At 45.0% G+C, this 18,647-nt stretch carries 15 protein-coding genes; 14 read left to right on the top strand and 1 reads right to left on the bottom strand.

Features of this window, described 5'->3' with window-relative positions:
* Positions 1-455: 455 nt before the first annotated feature.
* The 14 genes from ACQY6Q_RS07205 to ACQY6Q_RS07140 all read left to right on the top strand — a co-directional run bounded on the left by ACQY6Q_RS07205 (position 456) and on the right by ACQY6Q_RS07140 (position 17,131).
* Positions 456-1,394, top strand: coding sequence for a hypothetical protein (locus tag ACQY6Q_RS07205; protein ID WP_427979610.1), 939 nt, complete (start codon positions 456-458; stop codon positions 1,392-1,394).
* 239 nt (positions 1,395-1,633) lie between these two features.
* Entirely contained in the window at positions 1,634-2,242 is a 609-nt protein-coding gene (locus tag ACQY6Q_RS07200) for a TetR/AcrR family transcriptional regulator (protein WP_427979607.1), read from the top strand.
* Positions 2,243-2,304: 62 nt separating this feature from the next.
* Positions 2,305-3,522 (top strand): Acg family FMN-binding oxidoreductase, encoded by a 1,218-nt coding sequence (locus ACQY6Q_RS07195; RefSeq protein ID WP_427979604.1) that lies wholly within the window; start codon positions 2,305-2,307, stop codon positions 3,520-3,522.
* 27 nt (positions 3,523-3,549) lie between these two features.
* Positions 3,550-4,104, top strand: a complete 555-nt coding sequence (locus tag ACQY6Q_RS07190; RefSeq protein WP_427979602.1) for a hypothetical protein — start codon at positions 3,550-3,552, stop codon at positions 4,102-4,104.
* 384 nt (positions 4,105-4,488) lie between these two features.
* Positions 4,489-5,547, top strand: a complete 1,059-nt coding sequence (gene hflK, locus ACQY6Q_RS07185) for an FtsH protease activity modulator HflK (RefSeq protein WP_427979600.1) — start codon at positions 4,489-4,491, stop codon at positions 5,545-5,547.
* Entirely contained in the window at positions 5,544-6,563 is a 1,020-nt protein-coding gene (gene hflC, locus ACQY6Q_RS07180) for a protease modulator HflC (protein ID WP_427979598.1), read from the top strand. Before hflK ends, hflC begins: the two co-directional genes overlap by 4 nt.
* A 211-nt stretch (positions 6,564-6,774) precedes the next feature.
* A complete protein-coding gene (gene nhaA / locus ACQY6Q_RS07175) occupies positions 6,775-8,133 on the top strand; it encodes a Na+/H+ antiporter NhaA (RefSeq protein WP_427979596.1) in 1,359 nt (452 codons plus the stop codon).
* 40 nt (positions 8,134-8,173) lie between these two features.
* A complete protein-coding gene (gene acnA / locus ACQY6Q_RS07170) occupies positions 8,174-10,891 on the top strand; it encodes an aconitate hydratase AcnA (protein ID WP_427979626.1) in 2,718 nt (905 codons plus the stop codon).
* 222 nt (positions 10,892-11,113) lie between these two features.
* Positions 11,114-11,626, top strand: a complete 513-nt coding sequence (locus ACQY6Q_RS07165) for a GNAT family N-acetyltransferase (protein WP_427979594.1) — start codon at positions 11,114-11,116, stop codon at positions 11,624-11,626.
* A gap of 433 nt (positions 11,627-12,059) precedes the next feature.
* Positions 12,060-12,731 (top strand): TetR/AcrR family transcriptional regulator, encoded by a 672-nt coding sequence (locus ACQY6Q_RS07160; RefSeq protein WP_427979592.1) that lies wholly within the window; start codon positions 12,060-12,062, stop codon positions 12,729-12,731.
* A 2-nt stretch (positions 12,732-12,733) separates the two neighbouring features.
* Entirely contained in the window at positions 12,734-15,130 is a 2,397-nt protein-coding gene (locus ACQY6Q_RS07155; protein WP_427979590.1) for a glycoside hydrolase family 3 C-terminal domain-containing protein, read from the top strand.
* A 234-nt stretch (positions 15,131-15,364) separates the two neighbouring features.
* A complete protein-coding gene (locus ACQY6Q_RS07150) occupies positions 15,365-15,769 on the top strand; it encodes a DUF1801 domain-containing protein (protein WP_427979588.1) in 405 nt (134 codons plus the stop codon).
* A 143-nt stretch (positions 15,770-15,912) separates the two neighbouring features.
* Positions 15,913-16,374: a carboxymuconolactone decarboxylase family protein gene (locus tag ACQY6Q_RS07145; protein WP_427979586.1), complete on the top strand. Its 462-nt coding sequence runs from the start codon at positions 15,913-15,915 to the stop codon at positions 16,372-16,374.
* Positions 16,375-16,378: 4 nt separating this feature from the next.
* Positions 16,379-17,131 (top strand): helix-turn-helix domain-containing protein, encoded by a 753-nt coding sequence (locus ACQY6Q_RS07140; protein WP_427979583.1) that lies wholly within the window; start codon positions 16,379-16,381, stop codon positions 17,129-17,131.
* A gap of 189 nt (positions 17,132-17,320) precedes the next feature.
* Here ACQY6Q_RS07140 and ACQY6Q_RS07135 read toward each other — a convergent pair.
* Positions 17,321-18,647: methyl-accepting chemotaxis protein (locus tag ACQY6Q_RS07135; protein ID WP_427979581.1), on the bottom strand; the 1,327-nt coding region annotated here is incomplete at its 5' end.

The raw sequence follows: 18,647 nt of genomic DNA, 5'->3' as shown, positions 1-18,647 counted from the left end.
GCTGAGCCTTGGCATGGTTAAGTTTACTTTGATGCCAATATGCGCGGATAAACTGGTAATATCATCTTTGAGTAGCGAAATGACCAGAGTCTGGCTCATCAGGGTGATATTCACCGCTAGGCGCATAGCACTTGCGGTTTGCTGCATGCTGGGTGGCGCGACAGGGAAACCCAAACACATCTTCCCGCCTTGTTGTTAGCTTAAACAGAGCCGTGTTTGGCTATTTTTTCAGATAAAAGCGCCTAAAATCAAAAAATCACCCATTTGTTCCCTAGAGCCGTTGACCAAAACCGGCTGATGTTTAACTATTCCCGCTATTGTAGGTGGATCCAAGTGTTAACTGCGCTTAATGGAGCGTTAGTGCCACCCAATTATTCTATTCGGCTCTCTCAGGGAAGATAAGTAAAGCTGTGCTGGGTTTGGCGTGATTTTTATTAGACGCAAGAGGGGAAGCTATGCGTTTTTTGTTGATTGTTGTTTCTATTGTTTTAACCACTCCGGTATTGGCTGCCACTTCATCTAAATGCCCCGGTGAAGAAGGTTATTTTTATACCAATGACCGTCATTCTAAAAACCCCAGTGATGGCGGCTTTATTTCTCATGATGCTGACGTAACCGATGACATTTGGGTGGGGAAAAATGCCGCCATTTGTGGTTTTTCTTCGGTAACAAAGTCGGCCCGAATTTTAGGCCGTTCGGTGGTCTGTGGTAATGCCAAGGTGCATGGTAGCCGCGCCAGAATCACTGGTTATGCTCGTGTTTGCGGTAATGCTGAGGTGGATGGCACTCATCAAGAGGTAACCTTGCAAGGTTATTTTGAGGCTAACTCCGGCGTTTACAATAAAGGCACTTATACCGCAGAGAAGCCAGCGCCGAAGGTGAAAACTAAGTCTACTAAAGAAGTGGTGAGTGAATTTGTTAAAGCCTTAGGGAGTTTTGAAGAGACTTATTACGCCTTTACCGACGGCGACATTCGTAAGATGAGCTACGAGGAAGAATATTCGATTAAGATCGACGATGCTAATAACCCCTGTGAAGTGGTGGTGACTAAGTCTACTGAGCGAGAGGCCAAACGCGACGATTATTACGCGCTAGTACCCTATGAAGAACAAACTTTTCGTGTCGATTTAGGGGAACTGGATATTGGCGAGATCATTGAGTCTGAATGGAAGAAGACTTACCGCGGCATGCTGATTTTTACTTTTTCGATAGACCGGATCAAAAGCGATGACTTATATGTGTTTGCCTATGAAAAACATACCGATGACGGCGATACTTGGTATACCCGCGAATATGAAACCATTGATGCCTTGTGGATCAACGGTGAGTCAAAAAGTGAATTGCAGCAGCTAAATGCTAAGTTTAAGGCGGCGATTGAGGCGTGTGGCGGCTAAGCTCAGCCTGAAACTGTAGTGAAGAGCTCCGATCGCGTAAAGCCGGATAGGTTCATACTTTTTTCTAAGTGCTGTAATAACAAAACGAAAAGTTCTTTCTAATGAATTTTGAGCCTCTTCGTTCGCTTTACCTTTTATTCATCGTCCATTAAATATTTCTATTGACAAGTCACCTCTTGGTGACATATTTTGTCACTCATGGGTGACATAATTATTAGTTTGCAACCTAAGAATAAAATATGGCTAGAGATAGAAGAGAGACCGAGCAACGCTTGGTGGACGCAGCTGGGCGAGTATTAGCCCGAGATGGTTTTAAAAAATTGGGCGTGAATGCTATTGCACGCGAAGCGAGTTTGGATAAAGTGCTTATCTATCGCTACTTTGATGGCTTGTCCGGACTCATTAAAGCCTATGCAGAACAAGGTGATTTTTGGCCCTCGGTCAAAGAGCTGCTTGGCGACGATTTAGCTGGGTTTCAGACTCGTCCCCTGGACGAACAGTTGGGGCAATTAATGTGTAACTATGTCGCTGGTATTCGTCGTCGGCCACTCACTTTGCAGATTCTCGCATGGGAAATGGTGGAAAGAAATGAGCTGACAGCGCATCTGGAGAAGGTAAGAGAGAAATTAGGTAGCGATTTATTCGAACAGATTTGGCGTAGTAAACAAGAAGCTGCCAACTACGCAGTTGATATTGAAGCACTCGTTACAATTTTCTCAGCATGCACAAATTATCTGGCGGCTCGTAGCGAGAATATCCGCGTCTTCAACGGTATAGATATCACTCAGGATGAGGGATGGCACCGTTTGACAGATATGATGAAGAAGATTTGCAAGGCTTTAATTTAGCATAAAGCCTATTTTTTTACCTCGCATGTCACCGATTGGTGACTTTGAAGTGGAGAAGAAAGATGACAGCAAGAGAGGCTCAGTCAACGTTAAGTCGAAGAACCATGTTAAAAAGAAGCCTGCAAGTTGCAAGTGGGGTTGCTATTGCGTTAGCAGGCGGTCTGGTTTATCGCGCGCTACAAGAAGATATCTTTTCGCCATTCGATGGTCCGGCTTATGAGCCGTGGGAGTCATGGAAAACTGACCCAATGACATTCCCGCTAGCAACCATTCAAATGGCAATATTAGCGGCTAACCCGCATAACACACAGCCTTGGTTGTTTAGAGTTAATCAGCATTCGGTCGAGGTGTTTGCCGACAAAGGAAGGCACTTGGGCAGCGTTGATCCCTTTCGCCGCGAGATGCAAATTGGTTTGGGCTGTGCAATTGAGAATATGACCCTTGCTGCTAAGGCTCATGGTTATGACTCCACTGTAATTCCAGAGCAAGGAATACTACCCAAAAAACCTGAGCTTAAAGGTATGGAAAAGGTGGCGACTGTACTTTTTAAGCTAGGAGTTGCCGAACAATCTGCTCTCTATCAAAGTATTCCTAAACGGCATACCGATCGTAACCCCTATGAAGCTAATAGAGCCATCCCCACTGATCTTATTCAGGCATTCTATGCTGAATGTCGTTCGTATGGTTGTCGCCTTAACATCTTTACGGAGGGTACCGCTCGGGATTCGGTTGATTCGCTGATGAATGATGCCACACATGCCATTGTTGAGGATGAGGAGATGGTGATGGATAGCCATCACTGGTTTAGAACAAGTAATGAGCATGTTCAACTATATCGGGATGGTCCTAATCTCGACGCTGCAGGTCTTTCCCCTACGATTTGCGCTTTAGCAAAGATTTTTCCGGACCCAAGCCCTCAAGAGGGACACCGTTTTTGGGAAAAGGCCACTAAAGAGTCGCATTTAGCCTCAGCTCCTGCTTTGGGCTTAATTTCCATTCATGAACGATACAGTAAATCCGAGAATCTGGCGGTGGGCAGGGTTTGGCAGAGACTTCATTTGATGGCCGCCAAAGCAGGCATTTCAATGCACCCGATGAATCAGCCAATTGAATGGATAGATCGCCAGCGTCAGCTCTCACTCCCCAATTTGGCTGAAAAGCGTTTATTCAGTTTGATTGGTGATAAGAACTGGAAGCCGACATTTTGTTTTCGCATGGGCTACCCCACCAGGCTTGTTGTTCCTAGTCCTAGAAGAGCCCTTAGCCAGAGCCTTATTTAAGTTATTGTAATGCGTACGGAGATACTTATGACAACGAGATTAAAACTAAATTTTTTTTATCGGTCGACATCGCTAGCGCTTATGTTAACTAGCCTTGTCGCTTGTTCAACAATGCAGCCAACTGATTATGGCTTCAATAGTGCTTCAAATGGCGAGTCTGTAAAAGAAGCAAAGGTTCGGTGGCATCTAATCACCAATGACCTGTCAACCGAAGAAAAAGCTGAGATAGAAAACTATGTGACGGACTTACTGAGCGAAAAAAATAAGCAACTTGAAGATAAGCATCTGATTATTCAGGCACAGATTACCCGTATTGAAACGGTAAGCCCATTTTTAAATACGGTTTCAACCCTTCTAGTGTTCTTACCTCTTGATAGAGGAGGAGCAGCGATTGAACTACAAGCAACTGAATTAGAAACAGGAAGAAAGCTATACAGCGAAAGTTATGCGAAGTGGATGCCTCTGACTGAGTTCACTGCTCATTTTTCTCGTACACAGTTAGCAAAGCTTGCCCTAAAAGACTCGATTGACGCATTTTTTGATGAAGTCAAACAGAAAAGTGGCGCAACAGTAAAGGGGTAGCTGTAAGGTACGTTTTTAGTCTCTATTTAAATGGTTTAGTTTATATATTCACCTTATTTGGAGAGCCGCTAATAGGGCATTGCCCGCGCCAGCCCTTATTTTGATAGCAACGTTGCGGGTAATAGCCCTAATGGCCAGTGAAGATTCATTAGGGCTTATATAATCGGTGGCGCAGTGGAATGCTGGATTGGTCCTTTAATAGATTAAAAGTATGTTTAGCATTTCTCTATTTAGTAGAGTAGAGCCTGTGGCAGCCATTGCTATTTAGCTGAATAAAAATAGTTATTTGAAATAACTGACTACCCCCTTGTAAATATGACTTATACCCCAATATTAAAAGGATTGGATGGAAATTTTTTCATCTAATTTAGGGAGGTATATACCATGTCCCAAAATAATGGCCCGCCAGGAGGCTCTTGGGGGGGCAATAATAAATCACCTCCTGATATTGATCGGCTCCTCACACAATATTTCGATAGTTTTAAAAAACGTCTTCCCGGTGGAAACTCCACCAGTTTCTTCATTATTTTTGTGCTAATTTTGTCAGGCTTTTCAGTCTGGACCGCACTCTATACCGTCCCAAGTGATTCCGTCGCAGTCGTACAACGTTTTGGTAAGTATGTACACGAAGTGCCGCCAGGTCTGCATCTTAAATTTCCCTTGGGTATTGATTTAGCAACCATTGTTCCAGTTAAACGACAGCTCAAACAAGAGTTTGGATTTTCTACGCCCGGAGCTACTGATCCATACCAAAGTTCCCGTAAGTATGCTCATAACCGTGAAACACAAATGGTGACTGGAGATTTAAATGCAGCGCTGGTTGAGTGGGTGGTGCAATACCGAATATCGAATCCAGTAAAGTTTTTGTTCGAGGTGAGAGAACCCAGTGAAACACTTCGCTATGTTTCAGAGTCGGTTATGCGCGAAGTCGTGGGTGACCGTACTGTTGATGAGGTAATCACCGTTGGGCGTCAAGACATCGAATCTGAAGCGCTAACCAAGATGCAGGAGCTGTCGACTAAGTATGCGATGGGGATCAGTATTGATCAGGTTCAGTTGAAAAATATCAATCCACCAAAGCCGGTTCAAGAGTCGTTTAACGAAGTTAATCAGGCGCAACAGGAAAAAGAAAAACTGATTAATGAGGCTCGTCGAGATTACAACAAGGTTATCCCACTGGCACTGGGTGAAAAAGACCAACGGATCCGCGAAGCAGATGGTTATCGATTAAAGCGGGTAAACGAAGCCGAAGGCGATGCGGCTAGATTCAATGCCCTTTATGCGGAATATATAAAGGCTCCTGAAGTAACCAAGCGTCGTATTTACATCGAAACCATGCAGCAAGTGTTACCGAAGGTTCGCTCCAAAATTATTATTGATGAGCAAACCAGCAATGTTTTACCTCTGCTTAATCTGGATGGCAAGACTGGAGGAAAACAATGAGAACGCTAAATGTATCGTTATTGATCGGACTAACTGCGCTGGTTGGCATTAGCCTAAATAGTGCTCTTTATACTGTGGGTGAAGTTGAACAAGTTATTATTACTCAGTTTGGTAAACCTGTGGGGGCTCCCGTTGTTGATGCCGGTCTCAATATAAAAATGCCTTTCATACAAGCGGTTAATGCGATCGATAAACGGGTGTTGGAATGGGATGGCGAACCGTCTGACATGCCAACCAAAGATAAGCTCTATATTTCCGTTGATTTGTTTGCTCGCTGGCGAATTGTTGACCCTTTGCAGTACTTTCTCAGGTTAAGAGATGAGCGAAGTGCGCAGTCTAGGCTCGATGATATTCTAGGCAGTGAAACGCGCAATGCAGTAGCCAAACATGAGCTGATAGAAATTATTCGCACAACCAAAGGTAGAGAACCATTGCTGGCTGGGGTTTTGGACGGTGCCGATTCTGACTCCGATGTAGGGCAGCTGTTGCCAATTCATAAAGGGCGAAAACTGGTAGAACAAGAAATATTTTTAGCGGCATCAGAAAAGGTCGTCGTTTTTGGCATAGAACTGCTGGATATCCGTTTTAAACGAATTAATTACAACGCAAGTGTCAGACCTAAAATTTACGAACGTATGATTAGCGAGCGTCGGCAGATTGCGGAACGTTTCTTATCAGAAGGCAATGGCGAAGCGGCGAGGATTAGAGGTGACCGAGTTAGAGAACTCGACAAAATCCAATCGGAAGCTTATCAGCAGGTAGAAGAAATTCGCGGCTTGGCAGATGCAAAGGCAACAGAGATTTATGCGCTCGCTTACAATCGAAGCCCTGAGGCCGCGAGTCTCTATGAGTTCACTAGAACCATGCAATCTTATTCTACGGTCATCTCTGAAAACACCACTTTGGTTTTATCGACGAATAGTGATTTATTTAAATTTCTAAATGGGATCCAATCCGAGCATCTTAAACCCCAAAGCGCTATTCAAAGTCAGAATGAAGCTAAGCCTAAGCAGTAACGCTGCGCTGTTCTTTAAACCAAGGGATTCAGAGATAAGATGAAAAAATATGACATTACTGCTGAGCAGGTAAGCATTGACCACTATAAACAGTCTCAATATGGGAAGCCGGACGACGCGAGCAATTATGTCAGGCTTGAACATGCTAATCCTGAGGTCAATTTTGCATTGATTGGCCAGGACACAACACCATTATCACGAAGTGGGAAAGATGAATCGTGAATTAATGAATGATAAGCGGGGCCATCCAACGCAATTGCCAAAAGAGCATATTGATTGGGTTGTTCAACCCCTCACTCGTTTTGTTAAAGTTGAAGCGGCTGCAGGAGTAGTATTGCTGCTATCCACTCTATTGGCATTGTTGCTAGCCAACTCACCGCTGCGAGAATCCTTCAATAATTTATGGCATGTATCGCTTGGAATAAACATCGGCACTATTGCGTTTGAGCGCTCATTGCATGAGTGGATCAATGATGCAGTCATGACGCTGTTTTTCTTTTTAATTGCACTAGAACTCAAGCGGGAGCTGGTGCTAGGCGAATTACGCAATCCTCGGCTTGCTATGTTGTCGATTTCCGCCGCCGTTGGCGGAATGCTAGCGCCGGCACTGGTTTATCTGTTTTTTCAGTATGGTGAGCCTGGCCAACATGGTTGGGGAACCGTTATGGCGACGGACACGGCGTTTGTGATTGGTTGCTTAGCACTGTTGGGCTCGCGAATTCCTAAGAGCTTGAGAGTATTCATGTTATCACTAGCCGTAGTGGATGACATCGGTGCCATTATCGTCGTCGCCGTGGGTTATGGTGGTGAAATTAATTGGCTAAGCATTGGATTCGCGTTACTCGGATTCAGCGTTGTTAGACTGATGGCATTTATCGGCATTCGCAATATGGCCTTATTCTTTATAGTGGGAATGTTGATCTGGTTGGCGGTTGATGCATCAGGTATCCACCCAACTGTTACTGGGGTCATTCTGGGGCTAATGACCCCAACAACAAAATGGATAACGGATGACCGCCTCCACACCATTATGGATTGCGTCGTGGCTTATCCGCCGGGTGATCATTGGAGTGGAGATACGTTTGATCGTAAAGCATTGAAAACGGCTGAAGCGGCTGCACGTGAAGCACTGTCACCGGTAGAGCGGTTAGAGGTGATACTTCATCCTTGGGTGGGGTTTGTTGTGATGCCCTTGTTTGCCTTTGCTAACGCGGGCATATCATTCACCGGAATAAACATCAGTTCTCCAATCACCATGGCGGTATTTCTTGGTTTTGTGATAGGCAAACCGGTGGGGGTCTTCTTGTTCAGTTGGGTTGCGGTTCAATTGCGAATCGCTATGTTACCACCCAACTTAAGTTGGCGAATGATCCTTGGTGGCGGCATGTTGGCGGGTATTGGCTTCACTATGGCACTGTTTATTACCAACCTGGCTTATTCTCCAGCACAAATAAATGAAGTGAAACTAGGGATCCTCTCGGCGTCTGTTTTCTCCGCTTTATTGGGTTACCTGATGATACGGTATTTTTCCGTATCAACTAACAATGCACATGGGGAGCACTCTTCCTGACATACGCAGGAGCAGCTGCCCAAAATGTAGGAGCGCTGAAATGATGTCGACAACGAAACAACAATGGCGGGAACGCTACTTAACTAAGTTGGGCGAAAGTGCTGGTGAAAAGAGGTTTTGGTCTTTAAAAAAATTGGCTCAGGATTTTGACTTTGTACTGGGTGAACAGCCTTTTATTACTAGACTCTTTTTAGAAAATGTCATGCGGAACGTTGAAGGTAATGCCGACAATGAGAGCTTAGCATCCTTACAGAGTTTGATTAAGGTGGTGAGTTCTGGTGACCGCTCAAGGGATTTTGAATTTCAATTCTACCCTGGTCGAGTGCTGATGCAGGACTACACGGGAGTACCGGCCATTGCCGATTTAGCAGCAATGCGTGATGCTTTGTTTGCTGAAGGCTGCGATGCAGGAAAAATCAACCCTATGTGCCCAGTGGCGCTAGTGGTCGACCATTCCGTTATCGTTGATGAAGCAGGGCATGCCGGTGCGCTAGAGCACAACCGGCAACGTGAAATGGAGCGTAATCAAGAACGCTATCAATTTCTAAAATGGGCTCAAGATTCTTTCGATAATCTTACTGTTGTTCCTCCGGGCAATGGTATTTGCCATCAAGTTAACCTCGAATATTTTGCTCAGGTGGTAAGTGAAAAAGACGGCGTACTTTTTCCTGATACTTTAGTGGGCACCGACAGTCATACAACAATGATCAACGGGCTTGGTGTGCTGGGTTGGGGAGTGGGTGGCATTGAGGCTGAAGCGGTTATGTTGGGGCAACCACTCGGTTTAAACGCCCCCATTGTTGTTGGAGTTCAGTTAGAGGGTGAATTAGCTGCTGGCGTGACAGCGACTGACTTAGTACTCAGTATTACTGAAGTTTTAAGAAACTACGGTGTGGTTGGTAAGTTTGTCGAGTTTTATGGCGCTGGTGTTAGCGCGCTTAGTGTTGCTGATCGCGCTACCATCGCCAATATGGCGCCAGAATATGGCGCGACTTGTGCGCTGTTTCCCATTGATGCAAAAGTGATCGAGTATTTAACTTTAACGAATCGTCCGGCACTGTTAGTTAAACAAGTTTATGACTACGCTGTTGCACAGGGATTGTTTTACGACACTGAGCATGAAACAAAATCGCCCATTTATAGTGAACGCTTAGCGATTAATTTAAATGACATTGTTCCCAGTGTTGCTGGCCCCAAACGCCCACAAGATCGCCTACCTCTTGCGGCCATCAAACGAAAAACACTGGAAGAAATTGAGCTGTCTGGGCATGCTTTACCTGGTGAAGTTAAACAAAGCCCGTCACCGTTAATGGATGGTGATATTGTAATTGCCGCCATTACCTCGTGCACCAATACATCTAACCCTAGTGTTATGTTGCTTGCCGGTTTGCTGGCCAAGGCAGCGGTGGAGAAAGGCCTTACCGTTAAACCCCATGTTAAAACATCACTTGCGCCTGGGTCTCAGGTGGTTGCTCGATACCTTGATTCGTTGGGCTTACAAACCTATCTTGATCAGCTGGGGTTTCAACGGGTTGGTTTTGGCTGCACCACCTGCATTGGCAATTCAGGCCCTTTAAATAACGATCTTGAAGCAGTCATTAAGCAGGGTAATTTGCAAGTCAGTGCCGTGTTGTCTGGGAACCGGAATTTTGAAGGAAGAGTTCATCCTGCGGTTCGACTCAACTGGCTAGCGTCGCCACCCTTAGTCATTGCCTTTGCATTGGTTGGGCATACTCGCATCAATTTTGACATCGAACCTTTAGGTGTAGATAAGGAAAACAGGCCAGTTTTTTTAGGTGATATATGGCCGCAAAATGCCCAACTTGAGCAGGCGATGTTAGCGGTCAATCAAACACTTTATGCCCAGTCTTACACCGATATATTGCAAGGTGATCAGCATTGGAATGACTTACCGGTAGCAAAAACAGCCTGCTTCCCATGGAGCTCGACATCGACTTATATTCGAAAACCGCCTTTTTTAGATAGGAAGGATAAACCTGTCGCGGTTGTTGGGGCAAAAATATTGGCGATACTGGGTGACTCCATTACCACCGATCATATTTCCCCAGCCGGTCAAATTAGTGTTGATAGTGCCGCTGGTGAATATTTATCTCAACAAAACATTATGCCAGAGCAATTTAATAGTTATGGCTCACGTCGTGGTAATCATGAGGTGATGGTGCGAGGCACCTTTGCGAATAAGCGTCTCAAAAATAACTTGGTCACACCCATAGAAGGCGGGTTTACACGCCTGTTTAATGATATTGAAGCGGCGGAGCCTGTTTCTATTTTTTCGGCTAGTCAGTATTACACAGACAATAATATTCCTTTGGTTATTTTTGCCGGTAGAGAATATGGCACGGGGTCCAGCCGGGACTGGGCCGCGAAAGGATGCTTACTATTGAACGTAAAAGCCGTTATCGCAGAAAGCTTTGAACGTATTCATCGCAGCAATTTGGTGGGGATGGGGATCATGCCATTGCAACTCCCAGCCGACGTAACGCTCAATGATCTGAAGTTGATGGGTGACGAGAGCATTACAATTCAATGGCCGGATGATTTAGATGGAACAAAATTGGAACCGAATCAAAACTTGTCATTGGTCATCTCAAGTGTTCCTTCATCATCTAGCCAGAACAGCGTGGCTGCAAATCAGGCTATCTCCGTGAAGCTAAGAATCGATAATTATCGAGAGCTTGACTACTTTTTTGCAGGAGGCGTTCTGCCCTATGTCGCTCAACAATTTATCGGTAAGTGATTAATAAGCCGAAACGGGCGAGCGATGTTATGAGCACGAAAAACCGATAAGAAAATGCCAAGAAGCTCCATTGAAAATCCAACAGAGCGATAGTGCTGAAAAACACTGTTAATAAAAATGCTCAAGCCTCGTCGTTTGTAGAGCGCTAATTAGGTGCTATTGTTGGTTTTGTTTTTATAATGGGGGCTATTTTAATTCACCGTGATGTAAACGGAGTTAATCTTGAAGATATCAGTGGTCAACAGTAACGACATTGAGGTTTACCAAAACACGCTTAATGAACATTTAATGTCTGTTTTTGGTCAAGATTCAAGGGTCGTTCTAAACCGCGAATTTGTTTGCGCCGTTTTAATTGAAGATGAAAACCAACTTGTTGCTACTGGCCTTGCTTATAGTCGAACAATGAAGCAGAACGCTACAAATTTCAAAGCGGGCATCATTGGTGGAGTGAGTGTAAGGGCAGATAAACGAGGTTTGGGCTTAGCGAAAGTTATCATTAAAGAACTTGAGCAATGCTTAGTCTCTGTTGGGGTAACTCATTCTTTTCTCTTCGCTTATCAGCCTGATGTTTATCGAAGTTCAGGCTATACAGAATTAACGGCTGCTATTCATTACTTCGATCTAACGCAAAATAAGTGGCAGCAGTTTGTTTATCGTGGAGGCATGGTTAAATGTTTCAAAGGGGGAAAACCTCTTAGTGACCAACTCATTGAATTTAATGGCTGTGTGTATTGAGCGCGTTGAAGATACTCATATAACAAACGACGTATTTCCATGTCTCAGCCTGCCAGCTGATTAAGCTTGGCTGGTGTGCTTGTAAAGCTATGTATCAAGCCTTGTTTTGCGTAAACCATGACTCTTTCCTCGAATAAATAGGTTCCTTAATCATTGTTACTTGTTGACCGCTTTATCGCGCTTACGAGCGAGCTTGTGCTTGTTAAGCAAATGGCGGAAATTCATGGTGCTTGTTTGTTTTGGGAGCTCTATTTCTAATCACCTGTTTGCAAACAGGCGTAGCGAGCTCATTTTTACAGCGCATCTTGCTTTGTTGCTATCAAGGTGTTTCGCGAAGTGCTTAGCATTTTTACGGTTTACTTTACTCAAAGAGTTGACTGTTTTTACTCAGGGGATTAGCGTTGGGTAAAAATATAACACGTGTAACATTGTTATGTCTCAATCACGAATGGTCTACCAAACAGAAGCTACTCGTCAGAAAATTCTAGACGCAGCTGAGTTAATGTTTATCGAAAAAGGTTTTGCAGACACCCAGATGAAGGATATAGCGGCGACCATTAATATGAGTCGTAATACGCTTTATCGTTATTATCAGGATAAGCTTGATCTGGGGTTCGTCATATTAGTCAATGTGATTAAACGTCAAGTTGAGCGTTCCTTTGGCTACTTATCGGACTTACACAAACAGCCAGACTCTAAGGCGCTGGATACATTAAAAGCCGTTTTTTTGATGATGTGTGATGAAGAGTCAAAGCAAGGCGCTCGGTTTATGGCGGAGTTCGATGCCTACTATTCTGGTGAGCGATTGCCAGATGACTTTCGTGAGGCCTTAACAAAAGCCATTCCAAAAGCGCTTCCCGGAGCACTGTTTGATGATGTGATCGCGCAAGGTCAAGCCCGCGGGGAAATCCGCACAGACCTGTTACCTCGACAGATTTCCGCCATCTTAATTAATGCTATTCCGGTGTTTCATCGACGTATGATTTTACGCCAGAACGCGTTGATTGGGATTGACCCTGAAGAAATTCCCTCGTTGACGCCGGCTTTAGTACAAGTGCTCATTGACGGCTTGCGTCCAGTTTTAAACGTAAATAAGGAAGCGTAATAATGTGTACACCTAGTATCGAATCGCTAGTTAAGTCCTTAACTATTGAAGAAAAAGCCCAGCTTTGCGGTGGTAAAGATTTCTGGTCTTTACACGCTGTAGAACGTCTTGGTTTACCCTCAATTATGGTCACAGATGGGCCACATGGTTTACGCAAACAATCTGAAGATGGTGATCATGTTGGGCTAAATGCAGCCGTACCCGCTACTTGTTTTCCTACGGCATCGGCTACCGCAGCGACTTGGAATCCGACTTTGCTGGAAAAAATGGGCAAGGCCTTAGGGGCTGAATGCCGTGCCGAGGATGTGTCGGTATTGTTGGGGCCGGGTATCAACTTAAAACGGCATCCCTTAGGTGGGCGTAACTTTGAATACTTTTCTGAAGATCCTCGATTAGCCGGAGACCTTGCCACAGCTTGGATTAAAGGGGTTCAGCAACAAGGTGTTGGCACCAGTTTAAAACATTATGCGGTTAACAATCATGAATTTGGCCGCATGACGGTGGACGCCATTATTGACCAGCGCACGCTTAGAGAATTGTATCTGAGCGCCTTTGAGAAAGCGGTTAAAGACAGCCAGCCTTGGACAGTGATGTGTTCTTACAACAAAATCAACGGCGTTTATGCGGCCGAGCACAAGCAGCTGCTTAACGATATCTTGGTTGAAGAATGGGGATTTGAAGGTATTGTTGTTACCGATTGGGGGGCAAATAATAACCGGGTAGCCGGTCTTAAAGCGGGTCAAACCCTAGAAATGCCAAGTTCTGGTGATATGAATACCAAGAAAATTATTGCGGCATTAGAGGACGGTTGTTTAACCGAGTCAGAGTTAGATTACGCCGTTACCCGCTTACTCGAGCTGATTGTGAAAGCTAAAGAGACCCTGTCTTTACCACGTGTTAAGGCTGACTTACATGCTCACCACGACCTAGCGCGAGAGGTGGCGCATGAGTCTGTTGTTCTGCTTAAAAATGACAATGGCATATTGCCAGTAGAGGCGAAACAGCAAAAAGTGGCGGTGATTGGTGCACTAGCCGCGCATGCTCGTTATCAAGGTTCGGGGTCTTCAAAGATCAATCCATTCAAGTTGGAACAGCCATTAGACGAACTCAAAAACGCCTACGGGGCTGAGAATGTCAGTTTTGCCCAAGGCTATCATCTGGATAATAGCTCCGATCTAGAGGCTATCAGTGAAGCGCAGCTGTTAGCCAAAGAGTCCGACGTGGTATTTGTTTTTGCTGGTTTAACCCCTAAATACGAGTCTGAGTGTTTTGACCGTAGTCATTTAGATTTACCACAAAATCAATTGGAGCTGATCGCTGCATTAGCTGCTTACAAGTCTAAAGTGGTGGTGATTTTACAAAACGGTGCCCCAGTGACGATGCCGTTTATTGACGATGTGTCTGGAGTGATTGAGGCCTATCTTGGTGGTCAAGCTGGGGCTTCAGCGGTAGCCGATATTATTACCGGCAAGGTAAATCCAAGCGGCAAACTGGCTGAGACCTTTCCTCTGCACTTGGACGATGTAGCTAGTACCCCTTATTTCCCGGGTAATGGCCGTCAGGTTCAATACCGTGAAGGTATTTGGGTTGGCTACCGCTACTTTGATACGGCAAATCAAGCGGTGCTTTTCCCCTTCGGGCATGGACTCTCTTATTCAAGTTATGATTATAGCAATCTCACAGTGGAGGCGCCGCAAGCGCTGGCTGCCGATGCTAATAGCGTGGTAACGGTGAGCTTAGATGTCACCAATACCAGTGAGCGTGACGGTGCGGAGATTGTGCAACTGTATGTGGGACAAGCTAATCCCAGTGTGCCAAGACCGCTAAAAGAGCTTGCCGCTTACCAAAAAGTGTTTCTTAAAGCGGGCGAAACCAAAACGCTTATATTTGAATTAGATTATCGTACCTTTGCATTCTGGGATGTCGTTAAACAGCGCTGGATAGCGGAGACTGACAGCTACACCATTTTTGCAGCAGCATCCATTGCTGATGTTCGTTCAGAGCAAAGCTTCACCCTTAATACCGATACAGCAAAGAGCGAGCCACAGGCCTCATTGGCGAATTACTTTACCCCTGCCAAGCGTAACTTCTCCGAACCAGCTTTCGCTGCCTTACTAGGTTATGAGATCCCCGCAGAAGATCCCGTTGTACCTTATGGTATGAACTCAAGGGTCGGTGATATCAAAGATTCCGAAGTGGGTAGCAAAGTTTACCAAGGTTTATTGGAGGCATTCGGTATTATGTTGGGCGGAGATGAAAACGCCTCTGCTGCTGAAGCCGATCGCCTTATGGCTGAAGCTATGGTGGCTGATATGCCGCTACGTAATTTGGCTGTATTTGCCAGAGATAGGTATTCAGAAAAAGATGTACTGGCGCTGATTGAGCAATTAAATCAGTAAGACTAAATGCAGCCCTAGCTAAAGTAGGGCTGCATTTTAATCCCCACCAAGAGAGCATAAATGATGATTAATTTGTGCTAACAGAGAGCTGAGCTGGCCGTAAGCCTGTTTTTGGTGTCAGCTCAGCCACTACGCATGAGCTATAAATACTGCGTGCACATTTGAAAAAATAGTCTTGAACACAAGTGCATTAATGGCTCGCTGTAATGGATTTCATGCAAATAGGAGGATCCCATGGACAAGGCAGTCAACCAGCGCTTTAAGGTTTACCCAGAAAATGCGTGTATTCGCTTAGAGCAACTGCGTAGTTTAGTGATGCAAATCGCCTCTGAGTTGGGGCTTGGTGAAGTGGAAGAATCGCTAAAATGGGGAGAGCCAAGCTACAGGGTTAAAACCGGCAGTCCGGTAAGGTTGGACTGGAAACAGCAGTCTCCAGATTATTATTATTTGTTTTTTCATTGCCAAACTAGGTTGGTTGATACATTCCGAGAACTGTATGCTGAAGAACTCGAATTTCAGGGAAATCGAGCAATAATCTTGTCCTTATCGCAACCTTTACCAGAAGCTGTTATTAAGCACTGCCTAGAGTTAGCTTTAACTTATCAGCAGCGTAAGCACTTACCTCTTTTGGGCGCGTAAACCATTCACATAACAAGCTGCTAAAATTGGCTTGTAAAAAGCCTAATGATTTGGGTTCTTATCGGGACGCATGTCGAAAATATTCAATACCTGTTTTGTGACGTCAGCTATCTTAGTTTCCTCAAATAAGAAGGAGATGAAATATGACTTTACGCGCAAACTACTACGACCTCGCAGCCAAGGCAATGCAGATCCTGATGAATCAGGAAAGTTACCTGCGCGAGCAATTTAGTGCTTCAGATACCGTGACGCTTGCAACTTGGGAATTGGTTAAACTTAGGGTTTCGCAGCTCAATCAGTGCGCCTTCTGTATTGATATGCATAGTAAAGACGCCCTGAGGCAGGGGGAAAGCCAAGAACGTATTATTGGTTTAAGTGCGTGGCGGGGTATGCATCTTTACTCACAGCTTGAGCTGGTAGCGTTGGATTGGGCTGAATTATTAAGCTCTGGTGAAGCAGTGGATGATAAAAGCTATCACAGAGTGGTAGACGCATTAGGTGAACAAGCCGTTGTCGACTTGACGATAGCGATTAATGCCATTAATAGTTGGAACCGAGTTGCTAAAACATTTAAGCCAGAGGTAGGAAGTCATAAACCGCAATAAATCGATGAAAACGGCGTTAAACTTTCGGCTGTCTCGACCAACGGGGCAGCTGTCTACGCTCATTCAGGGAATATGGTCAGCTTCGGTATCTGACTCGAACTCGATAGTGAAACCGCTGTATTCCGATGCCGGTAGTGGCATTATTTTTAATTTTTCTGGTGACGTTATCATTGGCAATGAGACTCTACCGGAAGGTGTGATCATGCTGCCGGTAAAGAAGCAAGCCGAGAACATTGTTCTGTCACCCGGCGCGCAGCTAGCGGGCATACGTTTTCATCCAGCGGTGGGGTATGCTGTTTTAGGGCAACATTACGCTAAGCCAAGCTTGTTACTTGTTGAAGAAGATCAGCCCTATAAGCTCTACCACCTCTACCATAAACTCAGAATGCTAAAAGATAATAACAGCAAGGTTGAAGCTTTGGGGAGGTGGGCAAATAAAAATCTTAATTTGACCAAGGTAATACCAGACTCTCTAGAAAAAGCCTTGGAATGTATCGACCAAGACCAAGCTCTGGGGCAGTTAAGCGACCGTATTGCATTGAGCCAGCGACAAATCGAACGTATTTTTAAACTTTGGCTAGGAATGCCTCCGAAATATTATCAGCGCATTTTAAGGGTAAAAAAAGCGATCTGTTTTCTACAATTATACAAAGGCGTAAACTTGGTGGATGCTGCCCAACAATTCGGATTTAGTGACCAAGCCCATATGACAAGGGAGTTCCGTACTATCGCGCATATTACCCCAGGGCAAATCTGAAGAACCGTTGCATATCGGGGCTAAACTAGCACGGCTAGTCAATATTTTACTGTTCAGCATGAGTTGTTATTTCTCTAATTCTAAAAATGAAACGCTTATCTTTGTTGTTGTGTAGCTTTGCTTACTCAATAAAATGAAAAGCCACTGCTAGTGGGCAGTGGCTTTGTGGTTCGGTTTAAATCAATAAGTTTAAGCCGACACTTTAAAACGTTGTAATTGTTGATTGAGCGAATCGGCTTGGCCTAGGGCCAGTTTAGCGTCGGCTAAAGACTCGGTGGCATTTTCCAAGTTGATTCGAGTTTTGTCGGTAAGCTCAGTAAGGTTACGGTTAATGTCTTCGGTCACGTGGCTTTGCTCTTCGGTTGAAGTAGCCGTAGCGGTAGACACTTCACTTACCCGAGATGTGGAGTCTAATATCTGGTTTAACGCTTCTAGGGTTTGTTCGGCCAGTTGCACGGTGCCTTCGGCAACGCTGCTACCTTTGGCAATGGCATCTACAGCACGAGTTACCCCGGTTTGTAGCGCTTCAATCATTTTTTGAATATCTTCGGTAGATTGTTGAGTTTTACTGGCGAGGCTGCGGACTTCGTCTGCTACCACGGCAAAACCGCGTCCTTGTTCTCCGGCACGCGCTGCTTCAATAGCGGCATTCAGCGCCAATAGGTTGGTTTGTTCGGCTATGCCTCTAATTACGTCTAATACTGAAGCAATACGATCTGACTCTTGAGAGAGATTTTCCACAACCTGAGAGGCCTCTTGTACGGTATTCGACAGCAAGGTGATCTGCTCTACCGATTGTTTGGTAATGTTTTGCCCTTGCTCGGTTTGGCTGTTTACGGTGTTGATTTCTTCGGCAGTATGATTGGCGTTATTGGCCACTTCGCGGATTGCTGCCGCCATTTCGGTGACTGCGGTGGCAATCATTTCTACCGACTGGTTTTGCTCCTGACTGACTTCTGTGGTTTGTTCTGATTTTTGGCTTATGCCTGCGATTGAGTGGCTAAGCTCTTTGGAGAAGCCATTAACTCGGCTAATCAGCCCTTCTAAAAGATCAACAAACTGGTTGAAGCTATTAGCTAGTTCGCCCATTTCATTTTGACTTTTCACTTCTAAACGCTGTGTTAAATCCCCATCACCTTGGGTTATTTCAGTAATTCTTTGAGTAATTTGATTGATAGAGGTGACTAAAATTTTTGGCCCAAAATAGGCGATGGTCACCGACAGGCCCACAGATACAATGGCTATGATGGCCAAGATGGTTAATTGGGTGGTGACTTCAGATTCTGAGCGCTGTTTAATTTCTTTGGCTAAGGCTTCGGCAGATTCGGTAGCGGTATTATATAAATCGCGTAGCTGATTAAAGCTGGTAAGGCTGGCTCCGGTACTGAGTTCTAAGGCTTTGGCGGGGTGACTTTGTTTTAAGGCAAAGACTTCTGAACTTTGTTGTTTCCATGATTGGAAGCGTTGTTGAAAGCTTTCTAGGCCTTGGGTGGCTTGCGGGTAATCGGCCAACAAG

The organism is Agarivorans sp. (genome assembly GCF_050295395.1).
GTDB lineage: Bacteria > Pseudomonadota > Gammaproteobacteria > Enterobacterales > Celerinatantimonadaceae > Agarivorans.
The sequence above is the reverse complement of the archived record's forward strand: the minus strand, read 5'-3'. Positions and strand labels throughout refer to the sequence as shown.